The following is a 26,860-nucleotide window of genomic DNA, read 5'->3' as shown; positions in this document are numbered from 1 at the left end:
CTGGAGGTCGTCATGACCGAACAACCCTTCCTCGCCCGCCGGGGATTCCTCCTCGGCGGCGCCGCCCTCGGCGCCGGCGCGGTGCTGGCCGGCTGCACGTCGAACACGCCCGCGAACTCGGAGTCGAACGCGCCGGTCGCCAACGCGGGCAGCAACGCCGAGCCGGGAAAGCCGGTCACCATCGGCTTCTCCGCGCCCGCCGCCGACCACGGCTGGATCGCGGCGATCACCAAGAACGCCAAGGCCCAGGCGCAGAAGTTCAGCGAGGTGAAGTTCAGCGCCACCGAGGGCACCAACGACGTCAACCAGCAGATCTCCCAGGTCGAGACGCTGATCAACGCCAAGGTGAACGTCCTGGTGATCCTGCCCTTCGACGGCAAGGCGCTCACCTCGGTCGGGCAGCAGGCGATGGACGCCGGGATCCCGGTGATCAACCTGGACCGCGTTTTCGACACGCCGCTCGCGTACCGCACGTGGATCGGCGGCGACAACTACCGGATGGGCGTCAACGCCGGTGACTACATAGCGAAGCAGCTGAAGGCGAAGAACGTCGCCAACCCGGTCATCGGCGAGGTCGCCGGGATCGACTCACTGCCGCTGACCCAGGAACGCAGCAAGGGTTTCGCGGACGCGCTGGCGCGCGCCGGGTACAAGGTCGGCCCGCGGGTTTCGGCGCAGTTCACCTCGGAGTCGGGTGAGCAGCAGACGGCGAACCTGCTCCAGAGCGCGCCCAAGCTGGACGCCCTGTGGAACCACGACGACGACCAGGGCATCGGTGTCAACGCCGCGATCGACACCGCGGGCCGCAAGGAGTTCATCATGGTCGGCGGGGCCGGCTCGAAGAACATGATGAACCTGATCAAGGCCGACGCGTCGCCGATCAAGGCGACCGTGCTCTACAGCCCGTCGATGGCCTCGACCGCGATCGCGCTGGCGCGGCTGCTCGGGCAGAACAAGGGGGTCGGCGACCTCGCCGAGCACGACATCCCCGCCGAGATCACGACGTACTCCGCCGTCGTCACCAAGGAGAACGTCGACCAGTACCTCGACGTCGGCTTCGACTCCTGACCTGGCTTCACCAAACCGAAGGAGGGGCATTGAGCCCGGCACGGGAAACGATCGGGATCGGCATGGTGGGCCACGCGTTCATGGGTGCGGTGCATTCGCACGCCTGGCGCAGCGTGCACCGGTTCTTCGACCCACCGCTGGTGCCGAGGCTCGCGGTGCTCGCGGGCCGGGACGAGACCCGGGCCAAGGCGGCGGCGGAGCGGTTCGGCTGGGCCGCCGTCGAGACGGACTGGCGGAAGCTCATCGCGCGCGACGACGTCGACCTGGTCGACATCTGCACGCCGGGCGACAGCCACGCGGAGATCGCGATCGCCGCGCTGGAAGCCGGGAAGCACGTGCTGTGCGAGAAACCCCTGGCCAACTCGGTCGCGGAGGCCGAAGCGATGGCCGACGCGGCGCGACGGGCCCGTGAACGCGGGGTACGGGCCATGGTCGCGTTCAACTACCGCCGGGTGCCCGCCCTCGCGCACGCCCGGAACCTGGTGGCCGGCGGGGCTTTGGGCGAGATCCGGCACGTGCGCTCGGTCTACTTGCAGGACTGGCTGTCGGATCCGCAGGCGCCGATGACCTGGCGGCTGCGTCGTGAGTCCGCCGGTTCGGGCGCACTCGGTGACCTCGGCGCGCACATCGTCGACGCCGCGCAGTTCGTCACCGGTCAGCGGATCACCGGCGTTTCCGCGCTGACGAACACCTTCGTGAAGGAGCGGCCGGCCGAGAACGGCGGGACGGACGCGGTGACGGTCGACGACACCGCGTTGTTCCTGGCGCGGCTGACCGGGGGAGCGGTGGCGAGCTTCGAGGCGACCCGGTTCGCGCTGGGCCGCAAGAACGCGATGCGGCTGGAAGTCAACGGATCGAAGGCCAGCCTGGCGTTCGACTTCGAGTCGATGAACGAACTGCAGTGGTACGAGGGCACCGGCACCGAAGCAGGGTTCCGGCGCATCCTCGTCACCGAACCGGAGCACCCGTACGTCGGCGTGTGGTGGCCGCCGGGGCACCTGCTCGGCTACGAGCACACGTTCACCCACGAGGTCGCCGACCTGCTCGACGCCCTCGGCGCGGGCACCGATCCCGAGCCGGGCTTCGACGCCGGCCTGCGCGTCCAGCGCGTGCTGCACGCGGTCGAGGAAAGCGCTTCCACACGGTCGGCGTGGACCGCGATCGAGGACTAGATCCCGTTTCAGCCAGTCAGCGCAAGAAATGAGGGAGTTCCATGTGCGGTCAAGAAGCTGAGCAATACTCCCGAAGGACGATCCTGAACGTCGCGACAGCGGCGCTCACGGTCGGAGCGGCGGCGGTCGTGATGCCCGGCACGGCGGGCGCCTCCCAAGGCCGGCAGCGCGTTCCGCTCGACAAGATCAGCATCCAGCTCTACTCCCTGCGTTCCCTGCTGCAGAACGACCCCGAAGGCACCCTGTCCGCCCTGGCCGACATCGGCTACCGGAAGGTCGAGCTGGCCGGGACGTACGGGCGCAGCGCCACCGAGTTCCGCGCCATCCTCGACAAGTGCCACCTCAAGGCGTCCTCGACGCACGTCGGCATCGACGGCGACCTGAACCAGACCATCGCCGACGCGAAGATCCTCGGAAACTCCTCCGCCGTCGTGCCGTTCGCGCAGTTCGCCACGATCGCCGAGTGGGAGGCCTTCGCGGGCCGGATGAACACCGCGGCGGTGGCGTTCAAGAAGGCCAAGCTCAAGCTCGGCTACCACAACCACGACCACGAGTTCCACCCGATCGACGGCGTGCTGCCCTACGACGTGCTCACCGCGAAGACTAACAAGCGAGACGTGCATCTGGAGATCGACCTCTTCTGGGCGGTCAACGGCGGCGCGGACCCGGTTGAGCTGTTCCGGCGCAACTATCCGCGCGTGACGCAGTACCACGTCAAGGACCGGACCGCGGACGGGCAGATGACCGATCCCGGCACCGGCGTGATCGATTTCCCGCGCATCTTCGCCGCCTCCTGCCACAACATCAGCGAGTACATCGTCGAGCACGACCAGCCGGCGGATCCGCTCAACACCGCCAAGGTCGGCTTCGAATACCTCCGCACCGTACGGTTCTGAGACCCCGGGGGAATCCACATGCGAGTGTCACGTCGGTCGATGCTGGCCGGAACCGCCGCGGGGGTGCTCGTGCCCGCCCTCGGCGCCGCCGATTCGGCGTCGGCGGCGGGTCTGACCCGCCGGATCACGATCTACGCCGAGGCGTTGCCGGGCGGCCTGTACGGCTACGGGCTGGAACCGGGCAAAGCCACGATCCCGGGGCCGTTGCTGGAGATCTACGAGGCCGACACCCTCGAGATCGAACTGGTCAACACCACCGACCAGCGGCTGTCCATCCACCCCCACGGGGTCATCTACGACACCGCGTCCGACGGCGCCCCGCTCAACGCGTCGTTCAACAACCCGCGCGAGACGCGGACCTACACCTGGCGCACCCGCGCCCGGTACGAGGCCAGCGGCGGGTTCTGGATGCCCGGCAGCGCCGGCTACTGGCACTACCACGACCACGCCATGGGTACCGACCACGGCACCGGCGGCCTCGCCCGCGGGCTCTACGGCGGGCTGATCGTGCGCAAGCGCGGCGACCTGCTGCCCGCCAAGCAGTACACCGTCGTGTTCAACGAGATGATGATCAACCACGAGATGGCACCCGACACACCGATGTTCGAGGCCCGCCTCGGCGAGCGCGTCGAGTGGGTCTGCGTCGGGTACGGCAGCCTGCCGCACACGTTCCACCTGCACGGGCACCGCTGGGCCGACACCCGCACCGGGATGCTCGGCGGCGCCGCTGACAACGCTGCCATCGTCGACAACAAGAACCTCGACCCCGGCAGCTCGTTCGGTTTCCAGGTGATCGCCGGCGAGGGCGCCGGGCCGGGGGTGTGGATGTACCACTGCCACGTCCAGACGCACTCCGACGGCGGGATGGTGGGCCTGTTCCTGGTCCGCAACCCCGACGGCAGCTTGCCCGACGGAGCGCAGGAAGCGATCGACCGGTTCAAGCAGCACGGCCACGCCGGGCACGACATGAGTCCCGACGGCCGGACACACGCATGAGGAGGGACGCCATGAAACGACGTTGGTTCGGCAGACGCGGAGCGCTCGTGCTCGCCATCGGGTCGGTCCTCGCGGCCGGCTCGCCGCTGCTCGTGATGCCGGTGGCGCAGGCCGCGCCGGCGGTGGTGAACGTGCCGGTGAACGTGCTGGTCTTCCACGGCGCGGCGGACGGCCAGAAGGACCCGGTGCTGCGCGCGGCGGACGCGATCGCGCGGCTCGGCCAGGACAACGGCATCACGGTCACGGCCTCCTCCGACCCCGCTGTGTTCGCCGCGGCGAACCTCGCCCGCTACCGCGGCGTGGTGTTCCTCTCCGCGCAGGGCGTGACGCTCGCGCGGGAGCAGGAAGCCGCGCTGCAGGCCTACATGAAGGCGGGCGGCGGGTTCCTCGGCATCTCCGACGCCGCTCGCGCGCAGGACTCGTCCCAGTGGTTCACCGGCTTGATCGGCGCGCGCCCGGTCGGCGCCCGCCCGACGCCCGAGACCGTGGCGTCGGTGACCGCCAGCGCGGAGAACCCGCCGAACGAGACGAAGGAAAAACTGGCCGACAACAACGAGAACACCAAGTGGCTGACGTTCGCGACGACCGGCTGGGCGGCCTACAAGATGGCCACCCCGGTCGCGGTCAGCAGCTATTCGCTGGTCTCGGCGAACGACTTCCCCGGCCGCGACCCGAAGAGCTGGACCCTGCAGGGGTCCGCCGACGGGCAGGCCTGGACCGACCTGGACACCCGCACGAACGAGGCGTTCACCGACCGGTTCCAGACCCGGACGTTCACCTTCGCCAACACCACGGTCTACCCGAACTACCGGCTGAACATCACCGCGAACGCGGGTGAGCCGCTCATCCAGCTCGCCGACCTCAAGCTGTTCAAGGACACCTCGACGACCCCGCCGCCGCCCGAGCCCGCGCCGCAGCAGGCCGTCGTCGACGTCCTCGACGCCCAGCACCCGGCGACCGCCGGGCTGCCGCAGAACTGGACGCGCACCGACCGGTGGCTCAACTGGGAGTCCAACCCGGTCGGCACCGTGCACACGGTCGCGCAGGTGGAGGAGAAGGGCTACAACCCGGGGGTCGGCGCGAACGGCGCGTTCCACCCGATCTCGTGGTGCCGCGACTACGACGGCGGCCGGTCCTTCTACACCGGCATGGGCCGCACCGAAGGGTCCTACGGCGAAGCGCAGTTCCGGCAGCACCTGCTCGGCGCCCTGCGCTGGACGACCGGGATGGTGCGCGGCGACTGCCAGGCCGGGATCGCCGCCAACTACAAGGTCGAGCGGCTGACCGGGAAGAACGCGGCCGGGCAGCTCGACCAGATCGGCGAGCCGCACGGGCTCACCATCGCCCCGGACGGCAAGGTGTTCTACATCGGCAAGGCGGCCTGCCCGACCGGGCCGATCGTCAGCTGGGACGACCCGAACGTCGGCCTCGGCTGCGGCACGGTCCACCAGTGGGACCCGGCCACCAAGAAGGTCAAGCTGCTCACGACGTTGCCGGTGATGGGCAACCGCGGCAGCGGTGACGAGCTCGTCAAGAACGAAGAGGGCCTGCTCGGGCTGACGCTGGACCCGAAGTTCACCGAGAACGGGTTCATGTACGCCTACTGGATGCCGCACGCGTCGATCGACCGCGACAAGCGGATCGGCAAGCGCACGATCTCGCGGTTCACCTACAACGCCACCGCGCAGACGCTCGACCAGGCGACCCGGAAGGACCTGCTGTCCTGGGACGTCCAGATCCACAGCTGCTGCCACGCGGGCGGCGGCATGGCGTTCGACAAGGACGGGAACCTGTACGTCGGCTCCGGGGACAACAACTCCTCGGGCGGCTCCAACGGCTACTCGGGCAACAACTGGACGCTCGACTACAAGGGCCTCTCGTTCCAGGACGCGCGCCGCACGGCGGGCAACACGAACGACCTCGGCGGCAAGATCCTGCGCATCCACCCGGAGGCGAACGGGACGTACACCATCCCGCAGGGCAACCTGTTCCCGAACGGGCCGGCGGACAAGACGCGCCCGGAGATCTACGTGATGGGCGTCCGCAACATCTCGCGGTTGCAGATCGACCCGGTGCACAACTGGATGACCGCGGGCTGGGTCGGCCCCGACGCGTCGTCGCCGAGCCCCGAGCTCGGGCCGGCGAAGTACGAGACGGCGACGATCATCACCGAGGCGGGCAACCACGGCTGGCCCTACTGCATGGGCAACCGGCAGCCCTACCGCGACCGCAGCAGCACGAACGCCGCGGAGCTGACCGGCTGGTACGACTGCAACAATCCGATCAACACCTCGCCGCGCAACACCGGCCTGGTCAACCTGCCGCCGATCAAGGACAACATGATCTGGTACTCGCCGGACGGCGGCGGCCCGGTCTTCCCCAACCGCCCCAACAGTTCCATCCCGACCTACAACGCGGCGGACGCCACCTACACCCAGCCGTACCTGCGGGGCGGCGGCCAGGCGATCATGTCCGGGCCGACCTACCACCGCTCGCTGGTCAACACGAACAGCGGAGTCGCGTGGCCGGGGTACTGGGACAACAAGTGGTTCATCGGCGACGAGTCCAACTCCCAGAACCGGGTCGCGGTGACCGTGGACCCGGCGGGCGTGCCGACGCACCAGCCGCCGGTGTTCGCCGAGACGTTCCGCCAGATCATCCCGGGCGGCGCGGGGGACACCCGGGTGCAGAGCTGGATGGACGCCAAGTTCGGGCCGGACGGCGCGCTGTACGTGCTCGACTACGGCAACGGCTTCTTCTCCTTGGACGCCAACCAGAAGCTGCTCAAGATCAGCTACACCGGCGGCGCGCCGACCCCGGCGCCGGCCGCGTCGTCGACGCTGGTGCAGAACAAGGCGCTGACGGCGGCGTTCACCGGGTCGAAGTCCGGCGGGGTGTCCTACCGCTGGGAGTTCGGCGACGGCTCGGTGTCGACCCAGGCCGATCCGCGCCACACCTACCCGCGCACCGGGATCTTCACCGCCAAGCTGACCGTGACGTACGCGAACGGCGAGGCGGTGACCACTCGCACCGCGGTGAACGTCGGGTGTGCGGTGGCCGATCCCAGTCCGGTGGTGACCTTGGGCGACACCATCACGAAGGTGCCCAACCGCAACGCCGGTGGTGGCTGCACGGTGGACGACTTCATCGACGACGAAGGCACGTGGAGCACGCACGCCGCGTTCGTCAACCACGTCGAGCAGGCCACCGAGACGCTCGACGAGCTCGGGGTGCTCAGCGGCGCCGAGGCGGCCGAGCTGAACGCGGCGGCGGAGGCGTCGCCGATCGGGAAGCCGGGGACCACCGGCTACGAAGCGCTCTTCGACGGCACCGCCGAGTCGCTGCGAGCCTGGGAACAGGCGCCATCCGGGCAGTTCACGCTCCAGCCCGACGGGTCGATCCGCTCGGCGGGCGGGCTGGGCATGCTCTGGTACGCCCAGCGCCAGTTCGGCGACTTCTCGGTGAAACTGCAGTTCAAGGACATCGCCCCGGACCCGAACCGGGCCAACACCGGGGTCTTCGTCCGGTTCCCGGATCCGCGGACGCCGCTGGAGCAGCGGCCGGCGGGCAGCTGCGGGACGGTCGGCTCGGCGCGGACGTCGCAGGCGTGGGTCGCGATCTACTGCGGTCACGAGATCCAGATCTACGACGGCGATAGCGGTGAGCCGCAGAAGACCGGGTCGATCTACAACTTCGACCCGCGCCCGCTGGACCAGGCGGGGGCGCGGCCGAAGGCGACCTGGAACGACTACGAGGTCAAGGTCGTCGGCCAGCACTACACGATCATCCGCAACGGCGTGGTGATCAACGAGTTCGACAACACGCCGGGTCAGCAGTCCTCGCGCGCCGGGGATCCGCCGACCGATCTGCGGCAGTTCGTCAGCGGGTTCATCGGGTTGCAGAACCACAGTGACAACGACCTGACCGAGTTCCGCAACATCCGGGTGCGGCAGCTGTAGCGCGACGGGGGCCGGGCACACGCCCGGCCCCCGTTCCTCCCAGGAAGGTTTCCCGCGATGTCCCCACGCCCGATCGCCGTGCTGCTGGCCGCTTTCCTGGCCCTGCTCGGGCTCGCCACCCCCGCGGTGGCGGCGCCGGTCCAGACCCTGACCTGGACCGGGAACAACAGCACCACCGAATACGCGTCCGCGCCGACGGGCGCGCTGCCCGGCGAGACCACGATCGTCTTCGAGAACAGCGAAGCCACCGGCAACACGACGGGGATGTCGCACACCCTGACGTTCGACACCTCGACACCGGGGTACAACCACGACGTCACGCTGAACGTGCTGGCCAACCCGTTCGACCCGCAGAACGGTCGGCACGAGGCGGTCGTGACGCTCACACCGGGCAAGTACCGGTACTTCTGCACCATCCCCGGCCACACGTCGATGGTGGGGGAGTTCGTCGTGTCCGACGGCACCGGCGACACGACCGCGCCGACGGTGACCGCCGCCGTGACGGGTGACCGGGACCCGTCCGGCAACTACCTCGGGTCGGCTTCCGTGGCGCTGACCGCGACCGACGCGGGCTCCGGGGTCGCCTCGGTCGAGTACCAGCTGGACGGCGGCACCTGGACGCCGTACTCGGCGCCGGTCGTGGTTTCGTCGCTGGGCATGCACATGCTCGGCTACCGGGCGACCGACGTCGCCGGGAACACCTCCGCCGAAGGCATGGCGCACTTCACGATCGTCGAACGCCAGGGGGACGGCACCCCGCCGACGGTGACCGCGTCCCTCGCCGGAACGCAGGACGCGTCGGGCAACTACGTGGACGTCGCGACGGCGACGATCACCGCGACCGACGCCGATTCCGGGGTCGCCGCCGTGGAGTACAAACTGGACGACGGCGCGTGGACCGCCTACACGGCGCCGGTTCCGGTGACCGCGGCCGGGATGCACATGCTCTCCTACCGCGCTCGTGACGTCGCGGGGAACACCTCGCCGGAAGGCATGGCCCACTTCACCGTGGTCAAGAGCGACACGACCGCGCCGGTCGTCACGGCTTCCGTGGCCGGCACGAAGGACGCCGACGGCAACTACGTCGGCAAGGCGGTCGTCACGGTCACGGCGTCCGATGCGGGATCCGGTGTCGCGGCGGTGGAGTACCGGGTGGACGGTGGCGCGTGGACCGCCTACGCCGCACCGGTTCAGGTTTCTTCGGCCGGCGCGCACACGGTGGACTACCGGGCTCGTGACGTCGCCGGCAACACTTCCGCGGTGGGGACTGTGTCCTTCACCGTGGTCGCCGGCGGTGACACGACCGCGCCGGTGGTGTCCCTGGCGTTGACCGGTAAGCAGAGTGGCGATTGGTCCTACGTCGGCCAGGCGACGGTGACACTGACGGCGACCGACGCGGAGTCCGGTGTGGACTTCGCCGAGTACAAAGTGGACAGCGGGGCGTGGACGCGGTACACCGCGCCGGTGGTGGTGTCCGCGCTCGGCACGCACACGGTCCGGTTCCGGGCCACCGACGTCGCCGGGAACGTCTCGGCGGAGCAGTCGGGGGCGTTCACGGTGGTCGCGGCCGCGCCGCCACCGGACGCCTGCCCGAACTCGGACACCCGGGAGACCGTGGTGATCGGCGGGATCGACAGCCAGGTCGAGAACACCGACATCGGCAACGGCTGCACGCTCAACGACGTCATCGACGAGAACGCGGCGTACCCGTCCCACGACCGGTTCGTGAAGTACGTGAAGGCGGTGACGCAGGAACTGGTCGCCGACGGCGTGCTGTCGGCGGGGGACCGCAACCGCATCGTCACGGCGGCCATCGAGTCCGACATCGGCGGCACGCCCACCGCCGCCGGCCGCGGGCCCGACGTGAAGAAGCGGGTGTAGCCCCGGAGAACCGCGGGGTCCCGGCAAATCGCGGACCGGCCGACACGGCAGCCGACAGGTGCCGTGTCGGCCGTTCCCGTCGTCGTGTTGGCCGCTGCGGGCGGTGTGGGGGGCCGTTCCGGAAGGGCGGCTGCGGGTCGGGAGCCGAGGCGGCGCGGTCGGCCTTCGCCGAGGCCGACCGCGCCGTAACCGGCCGGTCAGTGCCGCGGGACGTCCGTGCAGTCGAGGTCCTGGTCCGGCAGCCGGCCGGTGTCCAGGAAGCTCACGACGGCGTTGTCGGCGCAGGCCGAACCTTCGTGGTAGACGTAGTGCCCGCCGTTGTCGACGCCGACGAACGCGGCGCGGTTCCCCAGGGCGTGGCGCAGCCCGACACCCGAGTCCCACGGAGTGGCGTGGTCGCGGCGGTTCTGCAGGATCAGGGTGGTGCGCGGGCCGTCGCCGGTCACGGTGACCGGCTTCTCGGCCGGCTGCGGCCAGAACGCGCACGGCCAGATGTTCGCCGGCATGCCCGCCGTCAGGGGCCAGGCCGCGCGGTCGGCGGCGCTGCGCCGGGCGTAGCTGCCGACGTCGTGGGACCACTCGGCGTCACCGCAGGTGAGGGCCAGGAACATGGTCGCCTGGTTGTCCGCGGGAACGCCCGGGGCCGGCGGGGTTTCGGCGAACACCTGCTGCAGCACCTGGCCGTCGGCGTCGGTGACGTGCCCGTCGGCCAGATCCGCGGCCGCTTTCCAGACCTGCGCGAGCACCGGCAGGGTGTTGTTGTGGATGAGCAGCGCGTAGGTGACGGCGCGCAGCGTCGCCCCGGTCAACGACTGCGGGGTGCCCGGGACCGGCGCCGGCCGGCGGTCGAGCCGATCGGCGAGCGCGAGGTAGGTCCGGGTGACTTCGCCGGGGGTCGCGCCGAGCCCGAGGGTGGCGTCCTGCCCGGCGGCGACGGCGGCCGCGTCGGGGAACCGTTCGGCCATGCCCTTGCCCCAGCTCTCGGCTTCGCCGGCCCAGACGTGCGCCGGATCGACGTTGCCTTCGAGGATCACGCGGTCGGTCTTGTCCGGGTACAGCGTGCTGTAGACGGTCCCGAGGTAGGTGCCGTAGGACTGGCCCCAGTACGAGATCTTGGCTTCGCCCAGGGCTTCCCGGACGCGGTCGAGGTCGCGGGCGGTGTTGGCGGTGGTGAAGTGGCGGAGGTTTTCCCCGGCCTGGGCGGCACACTTCGCGGCCGTGGCGCGGGCGGCTCGGACGTTCGCGTCGATCGAGCCGTCGGCGGCGGGGTAGGGGAAGAGCGCGGCGACGCTCGGGTTTTCGAGACCGCAGCTCTGCGGGGTGCTGGTCCCGACGCCGCGCGGGTCGAAACCGATCAGGTCGTAACCGTCCAGGACGGGCTTCGGCAGCGTCGGCGCCATCGCGCTGGGCGTATCGAGACCCGGCAGGGCCGGCCCACCCGGGTTCAGCAGCAGGACGCCGTGCCGCTTGGCGGGGTCGGTGGCGGCCAGGCGGGAGATCGCGACCTCGATCGACGGGCCGTCCGGCCGGCCGTAGTCGAGCGGGACCTCGACCTTCGCGCAGGTCAGCCGGGGATCCCTGGGGCTGCCCGGCGCCGGAGCCGGACACGCTCCCCAGGTGACGCCCGCGGCCGGCGCCGGACGGTCTTCGTCGTCCGCGGCGTCACAAGCGGTCACGCCGAGCACGGTCAGCGCGGCGACCGCCAGGATCGCGGCGAACCGGTGGCCCGGTGACCCGGACCCTCGTGTGGTGATCATGGTGCTCGCCCTCCGATTTCCGCGCCGGCGGCACCTTCTGGTCCGCCGTCCGCGTTGACGGCGCCGAAGTTATCGGGAACGGGGCCGCGGAAACGTCACCCCGGAGGGAGCAGTCCCGGTAGCTCGCAGGAGGGACAACGCCGGATCCGGTCTGCCGGACACCGGGTCGTGACGTCACCCGGCCGGCCCGATCGAGTGCACTGTGGACGGTGCCGCCGCACCCGGTTGCGCACCACTCCAGCCGCCGAAGCAGGCCGTCGCCGAAGGAACCGGCGGGCGGCCGTCGAAGGGGTCACCGACCCGTACGTCGCCGGGCTCGGCGGCGGCGGTTACGTCGTCCACTACGAGCCCACACGAAGAAGATCTCCGCCATCGACGGCCGCGCGGCCACCGCCGACGGTCCGAAGATGTTCGTCGACCCGGCCACCGGGCAGCCGTACCCGTTCGGAACCGCCGTCGAAGGGGTCAGAGTTCCCGGACGTGCAGCAACGACCGGACGTTCAGGTGCCGTCGAACCTGGTTGCCGCTCAGTGCGTCGACCACGGTCGCGGCGCCGATCCAGGTGGCCTCGGCGTCCTCGACGAGGAGGTGGGCGCCGTGGGCCTGGCCGCCGGTCTCGATCCAGTCGTCGACGAACAGCACCCGATCGCCACCGCCGACCAGGTTCCTGCGGAAGCCGAGGGTGAGGTGCCGGTCTTGATAGTCCGGTGGCGTGGTCCGCCGCAGCCAGGCATCGCTGTCGCTGGACGCCACGCGGTCTTTGCGCACCTCGACGAACCCGACGCCGAGGTGCAGAGCGACCAGCGGTCCCAGGAGGCAGCCACGGGATTCCGGCCCGAGCACGACCGTGGGGTGCTCGCCGGCGAACAGGTGCGCCAGCGCGGGACCGAGGTGCCCGAGCAGGTCGGGCCGGCGCCACCAGCCCGTGACGTCGGCATAACGATGCCGGTCCGTGCGGTCTCCGTGCCAGGTGAAGGCGCCACGGAGCCCGGACTTCACCTCTTCCAGCCACACGTCTCCGGGCACCGGCTCATGATCGCTTCGCCGGCTTCTGCAGGCAATCGGTTTCACCTCGACATCGAAGCGGCCCGGGGCCGGCGGCGTCACCGATGAGAAATCCGCCGCCGCGTCGTCAGTTCTGGCAGCCCCCTCGCCCCGGTGGAAGGATCCACGACCATGACCGACGCCCGACCGCTCGACACCGACGAGGCCGCGTTCATCGCGGCGGTCCGCTCGGGTGATGCGGCGCGGTTCGCGCACGTCACGGAGCGCCACCGGCGTGCGCTGCAGGTGCACTGCTACCGGATGCTCGCGAACTACGAGGACGCCCAGGACATGACGCAGGAGACGTTCCTGCGGGCGTGGCACAAGCGGGAGACGTTCAAGGGCCACGCCGCGCTGCGGACCTGGCTGTACCGGATCGCGACGAACGCCTGCCTCGACTTCCTCGAGAAGCGCCATGACCGCACCCCCGTGCCTTCCGGCCTGCCGGACCCCGGCGCCGAGGTGCCGCACCTGCAGCCCTACCCCGACCGGATGCTCCCCGAGGACCCGCAGGAATCGGTGGTGGCGCGGGAGACGATCGAGCTGGCGTTCATCGTCGCCGTCCAGCACCTGCCGCCGCGGCAGCGGGCGGTGCTCGTCCTGCGTGACGTCCTCGGCTGGCCGGCGTCGAAGGCCGCCGACGCGCTCGAGCTGACCGTCGCGTCGGTGACCAGCGCGCTGCAGCGGGCCCGCGTGACGATGCGCGAGCAGCTGCGCGGCCGCCGCCTCGACTGGCGGAGTCCCGCCACCCACGAGTTGTCGGAGGACGAGCGCGGCGTGGTGAAGGCGTACATCGACGCCCACGAGCGCAACGACCTCGACGGGCTGACGTCCCTGCTGCGCGACGACCTGCGCTTCGCGATGCTGCCCGATCCGGGCACCGTCACCAGGACGGCCGGGGACGCGGTGGACGGCTGGGTCTCCGGTGGGCTCTTCCGGCGCGGCCACGACGACTGGCGCGGTGTCACCACGACGGTCAACCGGATGCCCGCCGCCGCGCTGTACCTTCGCACCCCGGACGCCCCGGAGCACCGGCTGTTCGCCGTCGCGGTCCTGCACGTCGTCGACGGGAAGATCGCCGAGCTCACCGGATTCGACGTCACGGGCAAGCCCTGGCTGGACCTGCCCCCGACACGGTGAGACCGGACGTCGAGCCGAGCGTGCTCAGCGCCTCGGCTCGTACCGGGTCAGCACCGCGCCGCCGGGAAACGTCCGCGTCTCCACGAGGTTCAGGTTCACCCAGCTGTCCAGCACCGTGAAGAACGGCGTGCCGCCGCCCACCAGGACCGGATGGGTGACGATCTGGTACTCGTCGACCAGCCCGGCCCGCACGGCCGCCCCGGCCAGCGTGGCACCACCCACCCGCATCGGGGCGCCGTCCTCGGCCTTGAGCCGGGTGATCTCGGCGATCGCGTCGCCGGTGACCAGGCGGGTGTTCCCGTCGACCTGGTCGACCCGGTCGAGCGTCGAGGAGAACACCACCTTCGGCGTGTCCCGCCAGTTCCGCGCGAACTCGATCACCGCCGGGGTGGCGCCCGGCTGCTGGTCGCCGGTCGGCCAGTGGGAGCTCATCGCCTCCCACAGCTTGCGCCCGTACAGCGTCACGCCGCTCGCCAGCTCCTGGTCGAGCCACCACCGGAACAGCTCGTCGCTCGGCGGCCCGCTCCAGCCGATGTCGTCGCCGGCCGCGGCGATGTAGCCGTCCAGGGTCAGGTTCATGCCGAAGATCAGTTTCCGCATCGTTCCAGCCTCTCGTGAGTCGATCCCACACATTTGGACGGGTGCGGCGCGAGAACCTCATCGGTGCCCGACCCGCGGCCGGACCGAACGCGTGGCCTATCGTTCCGCCATGTTCGATCGGATCCGCGAGAACGCCCGTGCCGCCGCGCTGCTGGCGGACGTGTTCGACTTCGACGTCGCCCGCCTCGACCCCGTCGAACCGGTGCGGCTGGCCTCGGGCGGCGAGTTGCGCGTGGTCGCCGGCGACGCCTCGGGCGGCACGTTCTTCGTGTGCGACGACGGCCCCGTGCTCTACGCCGACTCCGAAGGCGGCGCGGGGATCGTCGCCGCCGACCCGGACGGCGTGATCCGCCTGGTCGTCGGGGTGCCGACCTGGCACGACGTCGTGGCGAGCGCACCTGACGTCGACGCGATGCGCGCCTCCTTCGCAGCTTCCTACGCCGAGCTGAAGGCGGACGAGCCCCGGATCGACCAGCTCCGCTCGGAGGTCGTCGCGGAGCTGGAATTCGACCAGGTCCCCGTCGAGGAACTGCTGGTGTCGCTGAGCAGGTGCCTGACGGAACTGTCGCCCGGCTACGTGCTGCTCAACGAAAACGGCGACGAGTACGACGCCTTGTGACACCGCCCGGATCCGGGCGAAGTGACGTGCGTTTTCACGAAGGCCGCAGCCTCGCGTTCTTCGCGCCGGTACGCGAGTTCAGCGCGTAGGCCGGGACCGCGTAGGCGACCTCGATGTCCGGCAGGTGCCGGCCCCGGCGGATCGGGTAGTCCGGCACGACGGTCACCGAGGCGAGCCGCCAGCCGGTGGCCCGGACCGCGCGGTAGCGGCGCCGCCAGTTCACCGCGGCGATGAGCGAAAGCACGAGCCCGCTCACCCCGGCGATCGTCCCGATCACCTGAACCCACATCCAGGTCTGGTCGTCGTTGGTCTCGTCCGGCGTGCGCACCCGATCGGGGTCGGCCCGGTCGTAGATGACCGTGATCTGCTGCCCCTCGGTGTACGGCCGGCCGGAGTCCCAGACGATGTCGGCGTACCGGTAGCCGCTGGTGCCCACGGGATAGGCCACGTAAATGATGTCGTCGGCCCGGCTGTGCCGGTAGACGCCCAGCACCTCGCCGGTCACGCGCGTCCCGGTCTTCAGCAGGTGCTCGGCCGAGGCGTTCATCGCGACGAATCCCGCGACCACCCCGGCGAGCACGGCCAGCCACACGAGCACGAAGCCCGCGGAGCGCAGCATCAACGGCCGCAACCGGGCGATCTCGACGTCGAGGTCGACCTCCCCCCGGCCGTCGTGCCCGGTCGGCGCCGGCAGCCAGTGTTCGTGCTCGGCCACCAGCGCGGCGCGCCGCCGGTCGTGCCACCGCCCGAGGGCGACACAGCCGAGCATCAGGACCGCGGCCAGGACGAAGACCGTGAGCTCGCCCGCGAACTCGCCGTCCTCGAAGACGTATCCGGGGGCGGTCAGCGCGTAGACCGCCCCCGCCGCGTCCCCGACCGCGGCAAAGCCGAAGACGATCGCTCCGGCCGGAAAAGTGTTCTGCCACCGGCGGTGCGTCGTCGTACCCCGGTCCATCCCCAGCGTCATCGGCCGGGCGTAGCGCCGGAAAACCCGCCGCGACCTGCGACAAAGCAGACACCGGAAGCAGGCAACCGACGGGGTTCGCCCGGCGTGCAAGCGAGCAGTGCTCAGAACAAGGTCGCGGGCTCGACCGGCTCCGGCTCGGGGAGGGCGTCGAGGCCGGGCACCAGCGCCCGGACGTCGTCGTGGAAGCGGCGGGCGAGGGCCGGCGCGTCGTTGTTGTCGGGGGTGTGCAGGAAAACCGTCGGCGAGCGGCCCTCGCGCAGCCAGCCGGCGACCGCCTCGGCCCACGGCCGCCACCCTTCGACCGTCTCCTCGACCGAGTCCCGGCCCAGGTAGCGCACGATCGGCTGATCGGTCAGGGCCCGTGTTCGCCGCGGCAGCCGGGGTTTCTTGGCCCAGGCTTCCTGCTCGGCCTCGCTGGTCGGCGGGCTCCGGAAGAAGACCGTGGTGTCGAACGGCACCCACTCGGCGTTCGCGCCGGCGAGCGCTCCCTCCAGCAGCGACGCCGAGCCGGTGTCGGTGAAGAACCCGGGGTGACGCACTTCCACCGCGCGCCGGCGGCCGGCGGGGAGCCGGCGCAGGAAACGGCCGAGGGCGTCGACGTCCGACGGGCCGAACGAGCCCGGCAGCTGGGTCCACAGGACCGCCCGGTCGCCGAGGGGTTCGATCGCGTCCAGGAACGCGCGCATCTCGGCCTCGACGCCGGCGAACCGGCGCTCGTGCGTGACGACCTTGGGCAGCTTGAGCACGAACCGGAAGCCGGGGTCGGTCTGCTGCGCCCACGTCGCGACGGTGTCCCGGGCCGGCGTCGCGTAGAAGGTGGTGTTGCCCTCGACCGCGTTGCACCAGCCGGCGTAGGCCCGCAGGCGCTCCTTGGCCGGCAGCGACTGCGGCAGGAACCGCCCGGGCCACGCCTTGTGGGTCCACATCGCGCAGCCGACATGAAGACGCGCCACTCCGTCAGCTCCCCTCGATCGTCGGGGAATCAAGGTACCGAGGCGCGTCCTCAGCCTTTCGTGCGGCGGCGGGGTGCCGCCGAGCGAGGGGGAGTCGACCGCATGTGGTCTCGCACCGGCGCCAGCAGGCCGGCGAGGGTTGCGACGTCGTCGCGGGAGAGCGGTTCGAAGAGCAGGCCGCCGACCACCTCGACGTGCCCGGGCAGCACGTCGGCGAGCCGCGCGCGCCCGGCGTCGGTGATGGTGACCGTGGTGCTGCGCTCGTCGTCCGGGGAGGGGGCGCGCACGACCAGGCCCGCCTTCTCGAGCAGGCCCGCCTGGTAGGTCAGGCCGCTGCGGCTGTAGACGACGCCGTCGGCCAGGTCGGTCATGCGGTGGCTGCCCGTCGGCGCGTCCCCGAGCCGGGCCAGCAGCTGGAACTGCACGTAGCTGAGGTCGCCGGCTTCGCGCAGCTGCTGCTCGACCGCGTGCCGCAGCAGGCTGGTCACCTCGATGAGGTCGAAGTAGGCGCCCAGCTGCACGGGATCGAGCGACGGTGGTACGTCAGACATGACCGGAGTCTACTGCTTTGAATTCGAAGGGGTTCGGCGAAGGCGGCCGTCCCGCTGGTGCACACTGGCGCCATGTCGTTGTCCGAGCTGGGCGCCGCGGTCCGCTGGTTGCGCGAACACACCGAGCCCGCGGGCGCCGGGCTGCCGGCCGGCGCGCGGGGCACCGGACGCCGGGTCCGCGGACTGCGCCGGGAGGAGCTGGCCGAGCTCGCCGGGGTGTCGGCGGACTACATCCGGCGGCTGGAGCAGGGGCGGCGGCACCCGTCGGCCGGCGTGGTAACCGCCATCGCCCGCGCGGTGCGGGCCGGTCGGGCGGACTACGAGCGGCTCTGCGCGCTCGCCGGGTACGCCGCGGTCGACGGGCAGGTGCCACGCGAGGCCGGGGCGGCGTCACTGCGGCTGCTGGAACGGTTCGACGGCACCCCCGCGTTCCTGACCGACGCGGCGTGGAACGTCATCGCCGTCAACGGCGCCTGGATGGCGCTGGGCGGCGGGACGCCGGCCGGGACCGCCCGGGACTGGAACGTCGCGTGGCGCACGTTCTGCGACGCGCGCGAGGAGATCGGCCGGAGCGAGGAGCACCAAGCCGGTTTCCGGGCCGCCCTGGCCGCCCGGCTGCGCGACACGCACCTGCGTTACCCGGCCGACGCGTCCCTCGCCGGACTCGTCGACGAGCTGCGGAGCGCCAGCCGTCGGTTCGACACCCTGTGGCGCACGCCGGAAACGGTCTCCGCCTACGAAAACCGTGCCGTGTTCCGGCATCCGGACGGTGGCGGCATCGCCCTCGACGGCGCCCTGCTCGAGGTGCCCGGTGACGGCCTGATGGCGGTCGTCCTCACCGCGGCGCCGGGCTCGGCCGACGCGGCCCGGCTCGGCGAGGTCGTCCGCGCCTCCGGCGGGCCGGCCGTGGTCAAGGTGGGCCAAGCCGGCCCAGGCTGATCGCGCCCGTTGCCACGATCCTGAGGTCCGGGTGGATCAAGGAAGCCGGCGGTGACCGGTATCACTTGCTTCACATTCGAAGCAACAGTACTGTGCTGGGCAGTTGCTTCGAATTCGAAGCGAATGGGCTCGACGAAGGTGAGAACTCCGATGAAGGCAGTGCGTTTCCACGAGTACGGCGCCCCGGACGTCCTGCGCTACGAGGACGTGGACCAGCCGGTTCCCGGAGCCGGGCAGGTCCGGATCCGCGTCGCCGCGACGTCGTTCAACTCCGTCGACGGCAACATCCGCGGCGGCTTCATGCGCGGCCCCATCCCGGTGGAGCTGCCGCACACTCCGGGCCTCGACGTCGCCGGCACGGTCGACGCGCTCGGCGCCGGCGTGGCGGGTGTCGAGGTCGGCGCCGACGTCATCGGGTTCCTGCCGATGGACGGCGACGGCGCGGCCGCCGAGTACGTCCTCGCACCGGCCGACGTCCTGACGCCGGCGCCCAAGAGCGTCCCGCTGGCCGACGCGGCCGCGCTGCCGGTGGTCGCGCTGACCGCGTGGCAAGCGCTGTTCGACCACGGCAAGCTGCGGTCCGGGCAGCGGGTGCTGATCAACGGCGCCGGCGGCGCGGTCGGGGGATACGCGGTGCAGCTGGCCAAGGGAGCCGGCGCCCACGTGATCGCCACGGCGAGCCCGCGCAGCGGCGACGCGGTCAAATCGGCCGGTGCCGACGAAGTCGTCGACCACACCACGACCGGGGTGACCGCGGCGGTGACCGAGCCGGTCGACGTCGTGCTCAACCTCGCGCCGGTCGAGCCGGCGGAGCTGGCCGCGCTGGTCACCCTGGTCCGGCCGGGCGGGGTCGTGGTGAACACGACGGTGTGGATGCCCGCTCCCGCCGACGAGGAACGCGGGGTGCGCGGCATCGACCTGTTCGTCCGCAGCGACGCCGGACAGCTGGCGAAGCTCGTGGCGCTGATCGACGGCGGCGAGCTGCGCGTCGACGTCGCCGAGCGGGTCCCGCTGTCCGAGCTGCCGGCGCTGCACGCACGGGCCGCCGAGAACGCGGTGCACGGCAAGGTCGTCGTCCGGGTCTCCGCCTGACGTCCGCGCGGATCCGGCGGGTGCCGTGTCTACTGTGGACGCCCGCCGGTGCGACGTCCGCCCTTCGCACCAGCACGGCTGACCGGGTGGTCCGCGCGTCACGATAAGCGGGTGCGCCCGAGGTTGCCCGGATGTGGCGAATCCGACTCCGGCTAAGCCGAACCACGCGGTGAAGTGTGTCGGCGTCATGAAACTGAGAACCAGGGTATTCGCTGTCCTTACGCTCGCGGTGTCGGTGGTCTTGGCCGGTGTGACGCCGGCGCCGGCGGCCACGATTCAGACTGTGGAGGTCGCCGCGCCGGCGGCGAGTGGTCTTCCGCCTTATGTCGCGTTGATCAGGCCGGTGTCGGCGGAGCGGCTGGGGTCGAGCTGGCACGAGGGTTGTCCGGTCGGGCCCGATCAGTTGCGGCTGGTGAGTGTGAACTTCGTCGGTTTCGACGGGGCGGTGCACCGGGGTGAGCTGGTGGTCAACGCCGATCGGGCGGTGGAGGTGGCGTACACCTTCGCTGATCTGTATCGGGGTCGGTTCCCGATCGAGCGGATGGAGACGGTGGAGAAGTACGGCTCGGACGATGACGCGTCGATGGCGGCGAACAACACCTCGGCGTTCAACTGCCGGGCGATCACCGGTGGTACGGCGTGGTCGAATCATTCGTATGGTCGGGCGATCGATGTGAACACGGTGCAGAATCCGTACATCTCCGGTAGTGGTGCGGTGTATCCGCCCAACGGGGCGCCGTATGTGGATCGCACGCTCGCTGTGCCGGGGATGATCCACGCGGGTGACGCCACGGAGCGGGCGTTCACTTCTCGTGGTTGGACGTGGGGTGGTTCCTGGGACACCCCGATCGATTACCAGCACTTCGAGAAGCCCTGACGGCTGCGAGTCTCGTCCGGACGTCCGCCGCACTCGCGCCGGACGTCCGGACGCCGTGGCCACAGTGGACAGTCTTCGCGAAACTTCACGCGAGGCGGTGATCACCTTTCCGGGCAAGGCACAACGACCGCCGCCGGTCGACCACGATCGGCAGCGCTTGATCGTCACTTGGGGGAGTTCGCGGCTGGCCGGAGATCCGTGAACGCCCGGTCGAGATGCGTGCGGAGTACCGGCTGGGGCCCGAGACCCGGGCTCCCGGCGCCGCCGAAGACGGTTACCTCGCCTACACCCACCTCGCCGGCCACGCTGCCGAGCTCCGGATCGGGCCGGCCGGGGCCAGCAGCGGCGGGGCACCGGCCACCGCGCTCATGGCGCGCGACCGGCGGGCCCCGCAGCCGAACTCGCTGTCCCTGCTCCGCCCGATGCCGGATGACCGGCTTGAGACGTCGTGCTTCGAGAGCAGCGCCGAAGTCGTCCGCACCCGTGAGGACACCGGCCTGGCTGGGCCGCGGTCCTGGGTGACCGGCCGGCACCCGGCGACGTGCACCTCCTACGCCGCGCCCGGACGGGCCACCGGCCTGCCGACACCTTTGTCGCGGTTGCCCGGTTCGATGTGCCGCACGACGACGTAGCGGCTTCGCGAACCGGCTGCCCGCCGCCGGCGTGCCGGTCGACCTGCACCTCTACGCTCGCGCGTTCCACGCTTGGGACCGCTTCGCGGCCACCTCCGCGCTCGCCCGCTCGTCCGAGCTGACCTGGCGCGACTACCTGCGCCGCCGCCTGCACGCCTGACCCGGCCCGGCGGACGCGGACGCACCTCGGCCGTGCCCGAGGATCCGGCGTTTCGGTTCTTCCACAACGGATGCGGCCCGGAACCGGCTGTTGTTCCGGCCGGGCCGCAGGTGCTATACCGGCAGCTGCCCGGTGTCGCGATGACGCGATGCCACAAGCGAGCGGAGTGTCTGGTGGCCGACCGTCCTTTACGCTCATCCATCGTGGTCGCGGCCCTGACCGCGCCCGTCCTCCTGCTGGGGACCGCGACCGCGGTGGCCGCTCCCGGCACGCCGGCAGGGCGGCAGCTGACGATCGAGACGGTGTCGAACCCGCGGCCCGCGCTCGTCAGCGGGGGACAGGTGCTGGTCAGGGTGGTCCCACCGGGGAGAACGCCGGCCGGCCAGGTCAGGGTCAGCGACAACGGCCGCGACGTCACGTCCAGCTTCCGCGCCCAGCCGGACGGCAGCCTGCTCGGCCTGGTGACCGGCCTGCGCAACGGCGCCAACGAACTGAGCGCCCGGGCCGGCGGGCACGGCGCGGACCAGCGGGCGAACCTGCGCGTCACCAACCACCCGATCACCGGGCCGGTCTTCTCCGGCTCGCAGCAGCACCCGTTCTACTGCGAGACCCAGGCGTTCGGCCTGCCCGCCGCGTCGCAGCCGTTGTGCAGCGCGCCGACCCAGGTGAGCTACCAGTACAAGAACACCGCCGGGGCGTTCGCGCCGCTGACGGACCCAGCGGCGCGGCCCGCGGACCTCGCGACGGCCACGGTCAACGGGCACCCGGTGCCGTACGTGGTGCGCGTCGAACGAGGCACGATCGACCGCGCCGTCTACGAGATGGCGGCGCTCTACGACGGCGCGCCGTCGCCCGACGCGCCGGACAAGAGCTGGAACGGGAAGCTGGTCTACACCTTCGGCGGCGGCTGCAACGCGGGCTACCACCAGGGCAACTCGACCGGCGGGGTCGTCAACGACCTGTTCCTGGCGCAGGGCTACGCGGTGACGTCGTCGAGCCTGAACGTGCTCGACAACAACTGCAGCCCGATCATCTCGGCCGAAGCGGCGATGATGGTCAAGGAACACTTCGTCGAGACCTACGGCCCGGTCGCCCACACGATCGGCTGGGGTGGCTCGGGCGGGGCGATCCAGCAGTACGACATCGCCGAGAACTACCCCGGCATCGTCGACGGCATCATCCCGGGCGTCTCGTTCCCGGACCCGCTGAGCACCGGCGGCCCGGTGTCGGACTGCCGTCTGCTGGACCGGTACTTCGCCGGGCCGGGCGCGTCGTTCACCGCGGCGCAGAAGCAGGCCGTCGCGGGCTTCGCCAGCTATGACACCTGCGTCTCCTGGGACCAGACCTTCGCCAGCCGCGCCACCGCGACCGGCAGCTGCAACGCGGCCATCCCGGTCCCGGCGCGCTGGGATCCGGTGACCAACCCGCGCGGGGTGAAGTGCAACTCGAACGAGCAGCTGGCCAACCAGCTCGGGCGGGACCCGAAGACCGGGTTCGTGCGCAGCCCGCTGGACACCACCGGCGTGCAGTACGGCCTGTCCGCGCTGAAGGCCGGGACGATCACCGCGGCGCAGTTCGTCGACCTCAACGCCGCCATCGGCGGCCTCGACTACACCGGAAAGCCCGTGGCACAACGGATCGCGGCCGACCCGAAGGCGCTCGAAACGGTGTACGCCGACGACCTCGTGAACTCGGCGTCGCAGGGCTTGCGGGTGACGCCGATCATCGACCAGCGGACCGATCTCGACCTCGCCGGGTTCGGCAACGACATTCACACCACCGAGTGGTCTTATGTGATGCGGCAACGGCTTCTGCGGGCCAACGGCACCGCGGGCAACCAGGTCATCATCGAAAACCACGCCACCGCGGCCGAAGCCGCGGCCGCCAGTGTCTACGAGCTCGACGCGATGGACCGCTGGCTGACCGCGATCGACGCCGACGGTTCCCACCGGAGCCTCCAGCAGAAGGTCCTGGCGAACCGGCCGGGCGACCTCGGCGACGGCTGCTACCTCTCGGCCGCGTCGCGGATCACCGAGAAGCTGACGTACCCGGCGAGCGGCCAGTGCGGCGCGCAGTACCCGGTGGCGGCCAACACCCGGCTGGTGGCGGGGGAGAGCCTGTCCCTCGACGTGCTGAAGTGCCGCCTCCGGCCGCTGGACTTCCACGACTACCCGGTCGCCTTCACCGCCGCGGAGCGGACTCGCCTGCGAGCGGCGTTCCCCGGCGGCGTGTGCGACTACGGCCGGCCGGGCGTCGGGCAGCGTGCCCCGATCGGAACCTGGCTCAGCTACGGCGACGAACGGACCGGCACCACCCCGCCGACGAAGCTGCGGTGACCGGAGGCCGTCGGCTCGGTGACCCCGGCGCTCACCTGCCCGTGGTCACCCCGCCGGAGGCGATCGACACCGCCGGGACGGCCAACGCGATCTTCTTCCCGAAGCAGCCGGGAAATGTCAGCCGAAGTCGTGCGGCTGTACCGGCGGGACTGGTCACCGGAGCCGGCGAGGCCGAGTCCGACGCCGCCTTCGACCGCATCGACTTCGACGGCAGCCTCACGGTGGACGAGTTCGTCGTGGCCGTGCGCGCGTACCGCTACGGGCGGCTGGACGTCCCGCTGCCCGGCTGACCGGGGAGCGGGTAGCCGGTCGCGGCGACGTGCTCCGCGACGGCCGCCAGGGTGGTGGCGGGGTTGAGCGCGGTCACGACGTCCGCGGTCAGTGGCCGCCCGGCGTAGAGGTGGCGCACCGCGTCGAGGTCGATCGGCCTTTCGTAGTAGTCCCGCGCCCACTCCCGGAACGCCTCGGCGGTGCCGTCGGTCAGCAGGGCGAACAGCCAGCCGGCCCCGTCGTCACCCCGGTCGGGGAAGGTGATGTCGCCGTGCCGCCAGGCGGTGTCGCCGTGCTCGCGCCACAAGCACACGGTGACATACGGCGTGCCGAACTCGTCGGAGAACGCCGGTTCCGCCACCCACTCCCGGAACACTCCGGGCACGGCGTCGAGCACCCCGGGCCACGGCTCGTCGTCGTCGGTGGCGTAGGGGCTCATCGGCGACTCGTGGTCGAAACCACGCACGTACGCGCCCGCGGCCGTGAACACGACGGAGTATTCGTTGCCGGCGCCGTCCCGTTTGGACGCCAGCTCCGCACCGGGCGCCCAAGCGGTGTCGTAGAGGTGGTACCGGTCTTGGCTGTCCGGGCTCAGCACGACGTCCAGCGCGGCCAGGGCACGGCACAGCGCGCGCAGGTCCGGGACGGCGGGCAGGCGACGGGCGAGGTCGTACACGGTCACACCGACATCCAAGCAGGCGGCCCGAACAGGTCAGCCGGCGAAGTGGGTCCGGCTCAGCGCGAGGAGTCTCCGCTGGGTGGTGGGGTCGTGGGATACCGGGGGAGTGCTCGATTCCGTGTCACGGCTGAAGTAGCGGCCGGTGACGCCGGCCAGGGCGGGGTCGGTCGCGATGCGTGTCGCGCTTTGCGCTCCTTCGGCGGGGGTGAGCAGACTGCGGCGGATCAGCGTGCGCAAGGGACGTAGCAGCGGGGGCACGAGGTCGTCGATGATGTCGGTGGCGACGATCCCCGGGTGCAGGGCGTTGACGGTCACGCCGTCGGCGGCGAGGTCGCGGGCGAGCGCGTAGCCGGCGGTGACGGTCATGAGCTTGGCGCGTGCGTAGGCCTCGAAGGGCGCGAACCCGGTGGCGGGATTGAGTTCCGCGAGGTCGCCGACACCGGCCAGGTCGAGGGTCGCCGGCCGTGGCTTGCCGGGGAGCTTGATCTGCCGGGTGTCGTTGAGGGTGTCGCTGGCGACGTTCACCACCCGGGCCCGGCCGCGTCGCAGCGGCCCGTCCAGCAGGGTGGTGAGGCCGTAGGCGGCGAGGTAGTCGAGGGCGATGTGCATCTCGACGCCGTCGGCCGAGACGCGGTGTTCGGCGAAGTGCGCGCCGGCGTTGTTGACGAGGAGGTGGATCCGGTCGTGCCGGTCCAGGACGGTGTTCGCCGCGGTCACGACGTCCGCGCGCCGGGACAGGTCCCCGGGGATGACCTCGAGCCGGTTCGCCGCCGGTGAGCCGATGCGTGCGCGCAAGGCGTCCGCGCGAGCGGGATCGCGGGCGACGGTGATCACGTGCGCGCCGGCGTGGACGAGGTCGGCGGCGATGATCCGGCCCATGCCGCCGGTCGCGCCGGTGACGACGGCGACTTTCCCGGTCAGGTCGGGGAGGGCGGGGGTCACCGGGTGATCCGCGGGTAGGCGTGGGTGTACTGCGGGGTTTCGGCCTCGTCGACCAGGAACGCGGCGAGGTCGGCGCGGCCGATCGCACTCCACAGCCGGATGCGCACGTCGGTGCCGGCCCGGTACTTCCCGATCCCGTCGTGGTCCGAGAGCTTCGGCGGCCGCACGATCGTCCAGTCCAGACCGGAAGCGGTGATGAGCGGCTCCATCGTTTCCTTGTCGCGCATGCGGTCGGCGACATTCGCCCACACCGCCACCGAGTACAACGACTTGTCGTGCGTCTCCAGCACACCGTGCGCGCTGACGGCGATCAGCCGGGCCACCCCGGCCGCCTTCATCGCGGTGACCGCGGAGCGGATGCCCTCGGTGCACACCGTCGTCGGCCCGTTGCCGGCCCCGCCCAGCGCGCTGATCACCACGCTCGTGCCCGGCAGGACACGCGTGAGGGCCGGGACGTCGGTGACCTCGGGCCAGATCACTTCGTCCAGCCCCTCGCGCGGCGCGAAAGTTCCCGCCCGGCGGACCGGCGCGATCACGTGGTGCCCGCGCTCAAGCGCCGTGGACACCACGTGACGTCCGGTGGCACCGGTCGCTCCGAGGACCGCCACGGTCATCTGTGATACAGGATGTCTCATACCGACATGATGCACACTCGTCATGCTGCGAGTCAAGTTGTCTCATAGGATCGGTTCGTGACCAGCGAGACAGATCCCCGATCCGTGCGAAGCCGCGAAGCGATCTTGAACGCCGCCCGTGAGCTGCTGCTGGAAAGCGGCCCGACCGCGGTGACGCACGTGCTGGTCGCCGACCGCGCGGGAGTGGGCCGCGCGACCGTCTACCGCCACTGGCCCCAGGCCGAACCGCTCCTCCTCGAGGTCATGGCCACCGTCCCGATGCCGTTCCTCGACAAGGCCACCGTTCCCACCCGGGAGTGGCTGCGACGGGAGCTGACCGCGATCGCCCGCCAGCTCGAGCTCGACGACGTCCGCGCCGTGTCCACGACCCTGGCCAACACCGCCCTGTGGGACGAGAACATGGACGCCCGCCGCGCGCAGTTCGCCGGCATCCTCGCCGACCGGCTCGCGGCCGCCCTCGACGAAGCCCAGGCGCGCGGCGAAGTGACCCTCACACTCACCAGCCGCAACGCCGCCGCGATGGCCATCGGGCCGATATACTACCGCAGCACCATCGAGCGCGCGCCGATCGACTCCGCCCTCATCGACGCCGTCGTCGCCGCCCTGGGCACCTGGTCCACCGACCGGTGAGTTCGCGGAACCCGGACAAGAGGGACAGTGGTGCCGAACGCCGCTTCCGCCGCACACCCGACGCA

General features: G+C 71.1%; 25 protein-coding genes. 16 read left to right on the top strand and 9 right to left on the bottom strand.

Annotation, left to right across the window (positions count from 1 at the left end; genetic code table 11):
* Positions 1-12: 12 nt before the first annotated feature.
* From OG494_RS17620 to OG494_RS17595, 6 genes are read left to right on the top strand one after another with little or no spacing between them, the layout of a single operon-like run.
* The gene (locus OG494_RS17620; protein ID WP_328457009.1) at positions 13-1,068 is read left to right on the top strand and encodes a substrate-binding domain-containing protein; all 1,056 of its coding nucleotides are present in this window, start codon (positions 13-15) and stop codon (positions 1,066-1,068) included.
* A gap of 29 nt (positions 1,069-1,097) precedes the next feature.
* Entirely contained in the window at positions 1,098-2,240 is a 1,143-nt protein-coding gene (locus tag OG494_RS17615; RefSeq protein ID WP_328457007.1) for a Gfo/Idh/MocA family protein, read from the top strand.
* 41 nt (positions 2,241-2,281) lie between these two features.
* Complete coding sequence (locus tag OG494_RS17610; RefSeq protein ID WP_328457005.1) at positions 2,282-3,136, top strand: sugar phosphate isomerase/epimerase family protein; 855 nt, start codon at positions 2,282-2,284, stop codon at positions 3,134-3,136.
* 39 nt (positions 3,137-3,175) lie between these two features.
* Positions 3,176-4,132 carry a multicopper oxidase domain-containing protein gene (locus tag OG494_RS17605; protein WP_328457003.1) on the top strand — a complete coding sequence of 319 codons (957 nt, stop codon included), beginning with the start codon at positions 3,176-3,178 and terminating at the stop codon, positions 4,130-4,132.
* Entirely contained in the window at positions 4,129-8,091 is a 3,963-nt protein-coding gene (locus OG494_RS17600) for a ThuA domain-containing protein (protein ID WP_328457001.1), read from the top strand. The genes OG494_RS17605 and OG494_RS17600 overlap by 4 nt, the downstream gene beginning before the upstream one ends.
* Positions 8,092-8,148: 57 nt before the next feature.
* Positions 8,149-9,972 (top strand): cupredoxin domain-containing protein, encoded by a 1,824-nt coding sequence (locus OG494_RS17595; RefSeq protein WP_328456999.1) that lies wholly within the window; start codon positions 8,149-8,151, stop codon positions 9,970-9,972.
* A gap of 197 nt (positions 9,973-10,169) precedes the next feature.
* Here OG494_RS17595 and OG494_RS17590 read toward each other — a convergent pair whose 3' ends face one another.
* Together OG494_RS17590 and OG494_RS17585 are read right to left on the bottom strand one after the other, a co-directional pair.
* The gene (locus OG494_RS17590) at positions 10,170-11,729 is read right to left on the bottom strand and encodes an alpha/beta hydrolase (protein ID WP_328456997.1); all 1,560 of its coding nucleotides are present in this window, start codon (positions 11,727-11,729) and stop codon (positions 10,170-10,172) included.
* A gap of 465 nt (positions 11,730-12,194) precedes the next feature.
* Positions 12,195-12,755, bottom strand: a complete 561-nt coding sequence (locus tag OG494_RS17585) for a phosphoribosyltransferase family protein (RefSeq protein WP_328456995.1) — start codon at positions 12,753-12,755, stop codon at positions 12,195-12,197.
* Positions 12,756-12,905: 150 nt separating this feature from the next.
* On the opposite strand from OG494_RS17585, the gene OG494_RS17580 reads away from it, so the two are divergent.
* On the top strand, positions 12,906-13,913 hold the full coding sequence (locus tag OG494_RS17580) for an RNA polymerase subunit sigma-70 (protein WP_328456993.1): 1,008 nt from the start codon (positions 12,906-12,908) through the stop codon (positions 13,911-13,913).
* A 24-nt stretch (positions 13,914-13,937) separates the two neighbouring features.
* On the opposite strand, the gene OG494_RS17575 is transcribed toward OG494_RS17580, so the two are convergent.
* Entirely contained in the window at positions 13,938-14,513 is a 576-nt protein-coding gene (locus tag OG494_RS17575; protein ID WP_328456991.1) for a dihydrofolate reductase family protein, read from the bottom strand.
* A 109-nt stretch (positions 14,514-14,622) separates the two neighbouring features.
* Between OG494_RS17575 and OG494_RS17570 the strand changes: the two genes are divergently transcribed.
* Complete coding sequence (locus OG494_RS17570; protein WP_328456989.1) at positions 14,623-15,132, top strand: hypothetical protein; 510 nt, start codon at positions 14,623-14,625, stop codon at positions 15,130-15,132.
* A gap of 34 nt (positions 15,133-15,166) precedes the next feature.
* Here the strand turns inward: OG494_RS17570 and OG494_RS17565 are convergent, their stop codons facing one another.
* The 3 genes from OG494_RS17565 to OG494_RS17555 all read right to left on the bottom strand — a co-directional run bounded on the left by OG494_RS17565 (position 15,167) and on the right by OG494_RS17555 (position 17,603).
* Entirely contained in the window at positions 15,167-16,099 is a 933-nt protein-coding gene (locus OG494_RS17565) for a DUF3592 domain-containing protein (protein ID WP_328456987.1), read from the bottom strand.
* A 101-nt stretch (positions 16,100-16,200) separates the two neighbouring features.
* On the bottom strand, positions 16,201-17,025 hold the full coding sequence (locus OG494_RS17560) for a DUF72 domain-containing protein (RefSeq protein ID WP_328458961.1): 825 nt from the start codon (positions 17,023-17,025) through the stop codon (positions 16,201-16,203).
* Between the two features lie 77 nt (positions 17,026-17,102).
* Complete coding sequence (locus OG494_RS17555) at positions 17,103-17,603, bottom strand: MarR family winged helix-turn-helix transcriptional regulator (protein WP_328456985.1); 501 nt, start codon at positions 17,601-17,603, stop codon at positions 17,103-17,105.
* A 72-nt stretch (positions 17,604-17,675) separates the two neighbouring features.
* Here OG494_RS17555 and OG494_RS17550 point away from each other — a divergent pair, with 72 nt between their 5' ends.
* From OG494_RS17550 to OG494_RS17520, 7 genes are all read left to right on the top strand, one after another.
* Positions 17,676-18,542 (top strand): helix-turn-helix domain-containing protein, encoded by an 867-nt coding sequence (locus OG494_RS17550; RefSeq protein WP_328456983.1) that lies wholly within the window; start codon positions 17,676-17,678, stop codon positions 18,540-18,542.
* A 150-nt stretch (positions 18,543-18,692) separates the two neighbouring features.
* A complete protein-coding gene (locus tag OG494_RS17545; protein ID WP_328456981.1) occupies positions 18,693-19,634 on the top strand; it encodes an NADP-dependent oxidoreductase in 942 nt (313 codons plus the stop codon).
* Positions 19,635-19,821: 187 nt separating this feature from the next.
* The gene (locus OG494_RS17540) at positions 19,822-20,511 is read left to right on the top strand and encodes a M15 family metallopeptidase (protein ID WP_328456979.1); all 690 of its coding nucleotides are present in this window, start codon (positions 19,822-19,824) and stop codon (positions 20,509-20,511) included.
* 215 nt (positions 20,512-20,726) lie between these two features.
* On the top strand, positions 20,727-21,143 hold the full coding sequence (locus tag OG494_RS17535; RefSeq protein WP_328456977.1) for an alpha/beta hydrolase fold domain-containing protein: 417 nt from the start codon (positions 20,727-20,729) through the stop codon (positions 21,141-21,143).
* 31 nt (positions 21,144-21,174) lie between these two features.
* Positions 21,175-21,303: a hypothetical protein gene (locus OG494_RS17530; RefSeq protein ID WP_328456976.1), complete on the top strand. Its 129-nt coding sequence runs from the start codon at positions 21,175-21,177 to the stop codon at positions 21,301-21,303.
* A gap of 203 nt (positions 21,304-21,506) precedes the next feature.
* Positions 21,507-23,639, top strand: a complete 2,133-nt coding sequence (locus OG494_RS17525) for a DUF6351 family protein (RefSeq protein ID WP_328456975.1) — start codon at positions 21,507-21,509, stop codon at positions 23,637-23,639.
* Positions 23,636-23,929: a hypothetical protein gene (locus OG494_RS17520; RefSeq protein ID WP_328456973.1), complete on the top strand. Its 294-nt coding sequence runs from the start codon at positions 23,636-23,638 to the stop codon at positions 23,927-23,929. The genes OG494_RS17525 and OG494_RS17520 overlap by 4 nt, the downstream gene beginning before the upstream one ends.
* On the opposite strand, the gene OG494_RS17515 is transcribed toward OG494_RS17520, so the two are convergent.
* The 3 genes from OG494_RS17515 to OG494_RS17505 are packed head-to-tail and all read right to left on the bottom strand — an operon-like array spanning position 23,896 to position 26,144.
* A complete protein-coding gene (locus OG494_RS17515) occupies positions 23,896-24,591 on the bottom strand; it encodes a hypothetical protein (protein WP_328456971.1) in 696 nt (231 codons plus the stop codon). The two genes, OG494_RS17520 and OG494_RS17515, sit on opposite strands and share 34 nt — an antisense overlap.
* Before the next feature lie 30 nt (positions 24,592-24,621).
* Complete coding sequence (locus tag OG494_RS17510) at positions 24,622-25,530, bottom strand: SDR family NAD(P)-dependent oxidoreductase (RefSeq protein WP_328456969.1); 909 nt, start codon at positions 25,528-25,530, stop codon at positions 24,622-24,624.
* Positions 25,527-26,144: an NAD(P)-dependent oxidoreductase gene (locus OG494_RS17505; RefSeq protein WP_328456967.1), complete on the bottom strand. Its 618-nt coding sequence runs from the start codon at positions 26,142-26,144 to the stop codon at positions 25,527-25,529. The genes OG494_RS17510 and OG494_RS17505 overlap by 4 nt, the downstream gene beginning before the upstream one ends.
* Before the next feature lie 78 nt (positions 26,145-26,222).
* On the opposite strand from OG494_RS17505, the gene OG494_RS17500 reads away from it, so the two are divergent.
* On the top strand, positions 26,223-26,795 hold the full coding sequence (locus OG494_RS17500) for a TetR/AcrR family transcriptional regulator (RefSeq protein WP_328456965.1): 573 nt from the start codon (positions 26,223-26,225) through the stop codon (positions 26,793-26,795).
* Positions 26,796-26,860: the final 65 nt, after the last annotated feature.

Source organism: Amycolatopsis sp. NBC_00438 (assembly GCF_036026695.1).
Taxonomy (GTDB): Bacteria; Actinomycetota; Actinomycetes; order Mycobacteriales; family Pseudonocardiaceae; genus Amycolatopsis.
The sequence above is the reverse complement of the archived record's forward strand: the minus strand, read 5'-3'. Positions and strand labels throughout refer to the sequence as shown.

Bases quoted from the DNA above. Each gene is read 5' to 3' on its own strand.
- OG494_RS17620 (WP_328457009.1), top strand. From the start codon at position 13: ATGACCGAACAACCCTTCCTCGCCCGCCGGGGATTCCTCCTCGGCGGC.
- OG494_RS17610 (WP_328457005.1), top strand. From the start codon at position 2,282: ATGTGCGGTCAAGAAGCTGAGCAATACTCCCGAAGGACGATCCTGAAC.
- OG494_RS17605 (WP_328457003.1), top strand. From the start codon at position 3,176: ATGCTGGCCGGAACCGCCGCGGGGGTGCTCGTGCCCGCCCTCGGCGCC.
- OG494_RS17600 (WP_328457001.1), top strand. From the start codon at position 4,129: ATGAGGAGGGACGCCATGAAACGACGTTGGTTCGGCAGACGCGGAGCG.
- OG494_RS17595 (WP_328456999.1), top strand. From the start codon at position 8,149: ATGTCCCCACGCCCGATCGCCGTGCTGCTGGCCGCTTTCCTGGCCCTG.
- OG494_RS17590 (WP_328456997.1), bottom strand. From the start codon at position 11,729: ATGATCACCACACGAGGGTCCGGGTCACCGGGCCACCGGTTCGCCGCG.
- OG494_RS17580 (WP_328456993.1), top strand. From the start codon at position 12,906: ATGACCGACGCCCGACCGCTCGACACCGACGAGGCCGCGTTCATCGCG.
- OG494_RS17575 (WP_328456991.1), bottom strand. From the start codon at position 14,513: ATGCGGAAACTGATCTTCGGCATGAACCTGACCCTGGACGGCTACATC.
- OG494_RS17570 (WP_328456989.1), top strand. From the start codon at position 14,623: ATGTTCGATCGGATCCGCGAGAACGCCCGTGCCGCCGCGCTGCTGGCG.
- OG494_RS17565 (WP_328456987.1), bottom strand. From the start codon at position 16,099: ATGACGCTGGGGATGGACCGGGGTACGACGACGCACCGCCGGTGGCAG.
- OG494_RS17560 (WP_328458961.1), bottom strand. From the start codon at position 17,025: ATGTGGACCCACAAGGCGTGGCCCGGGCGGTTCCTGCCGCAGTCGCTG.
- OG494_RS17555 (WP_328456985.1), bottom strand. From the start codon at position 17,603: ATGTCTGACGTACCACCGTCGCTCGATCCCGTGCAGCTGGGCGCCTAC.
- OG494_RS17550 (WP_328456983.1), top strand. From the start codon at position 17,676: ATGTCGTTGTCCGAGCTGGGCGCCGCGGTCCGCTGGTTGCGCGAACAC.
- OG494_RS17545 (WP_328456981.1), top strand. From the start codon at position 18,693: ATGAAGGCAGTGCGTTTCCACGAGTACGGCGCCCCGGACGTCCTGCGC.
- OG494_RS17540 (WP_328456979.1), top strand. From the start codon at position 19,822: ATGAAACTGAGAACCAGGGTATTCGCTGTCCTTACGCTCGCGGTGTCG.
- OG494_RS17535 (WP_328456977.1), top strand. From the start codon at position 20,727: ATGCGTGCGGAGTACCGGCTGGGGCCCGAGACCCGGGCTCCCGGCGCC.
- OG494_RS17505 (WP_328456967.1), bottom strand. From the start codon at position 26,144: ATGACCGTGGCGGTCCTCGGAGCGACCGGTGCCACCGGACGTCACGTG.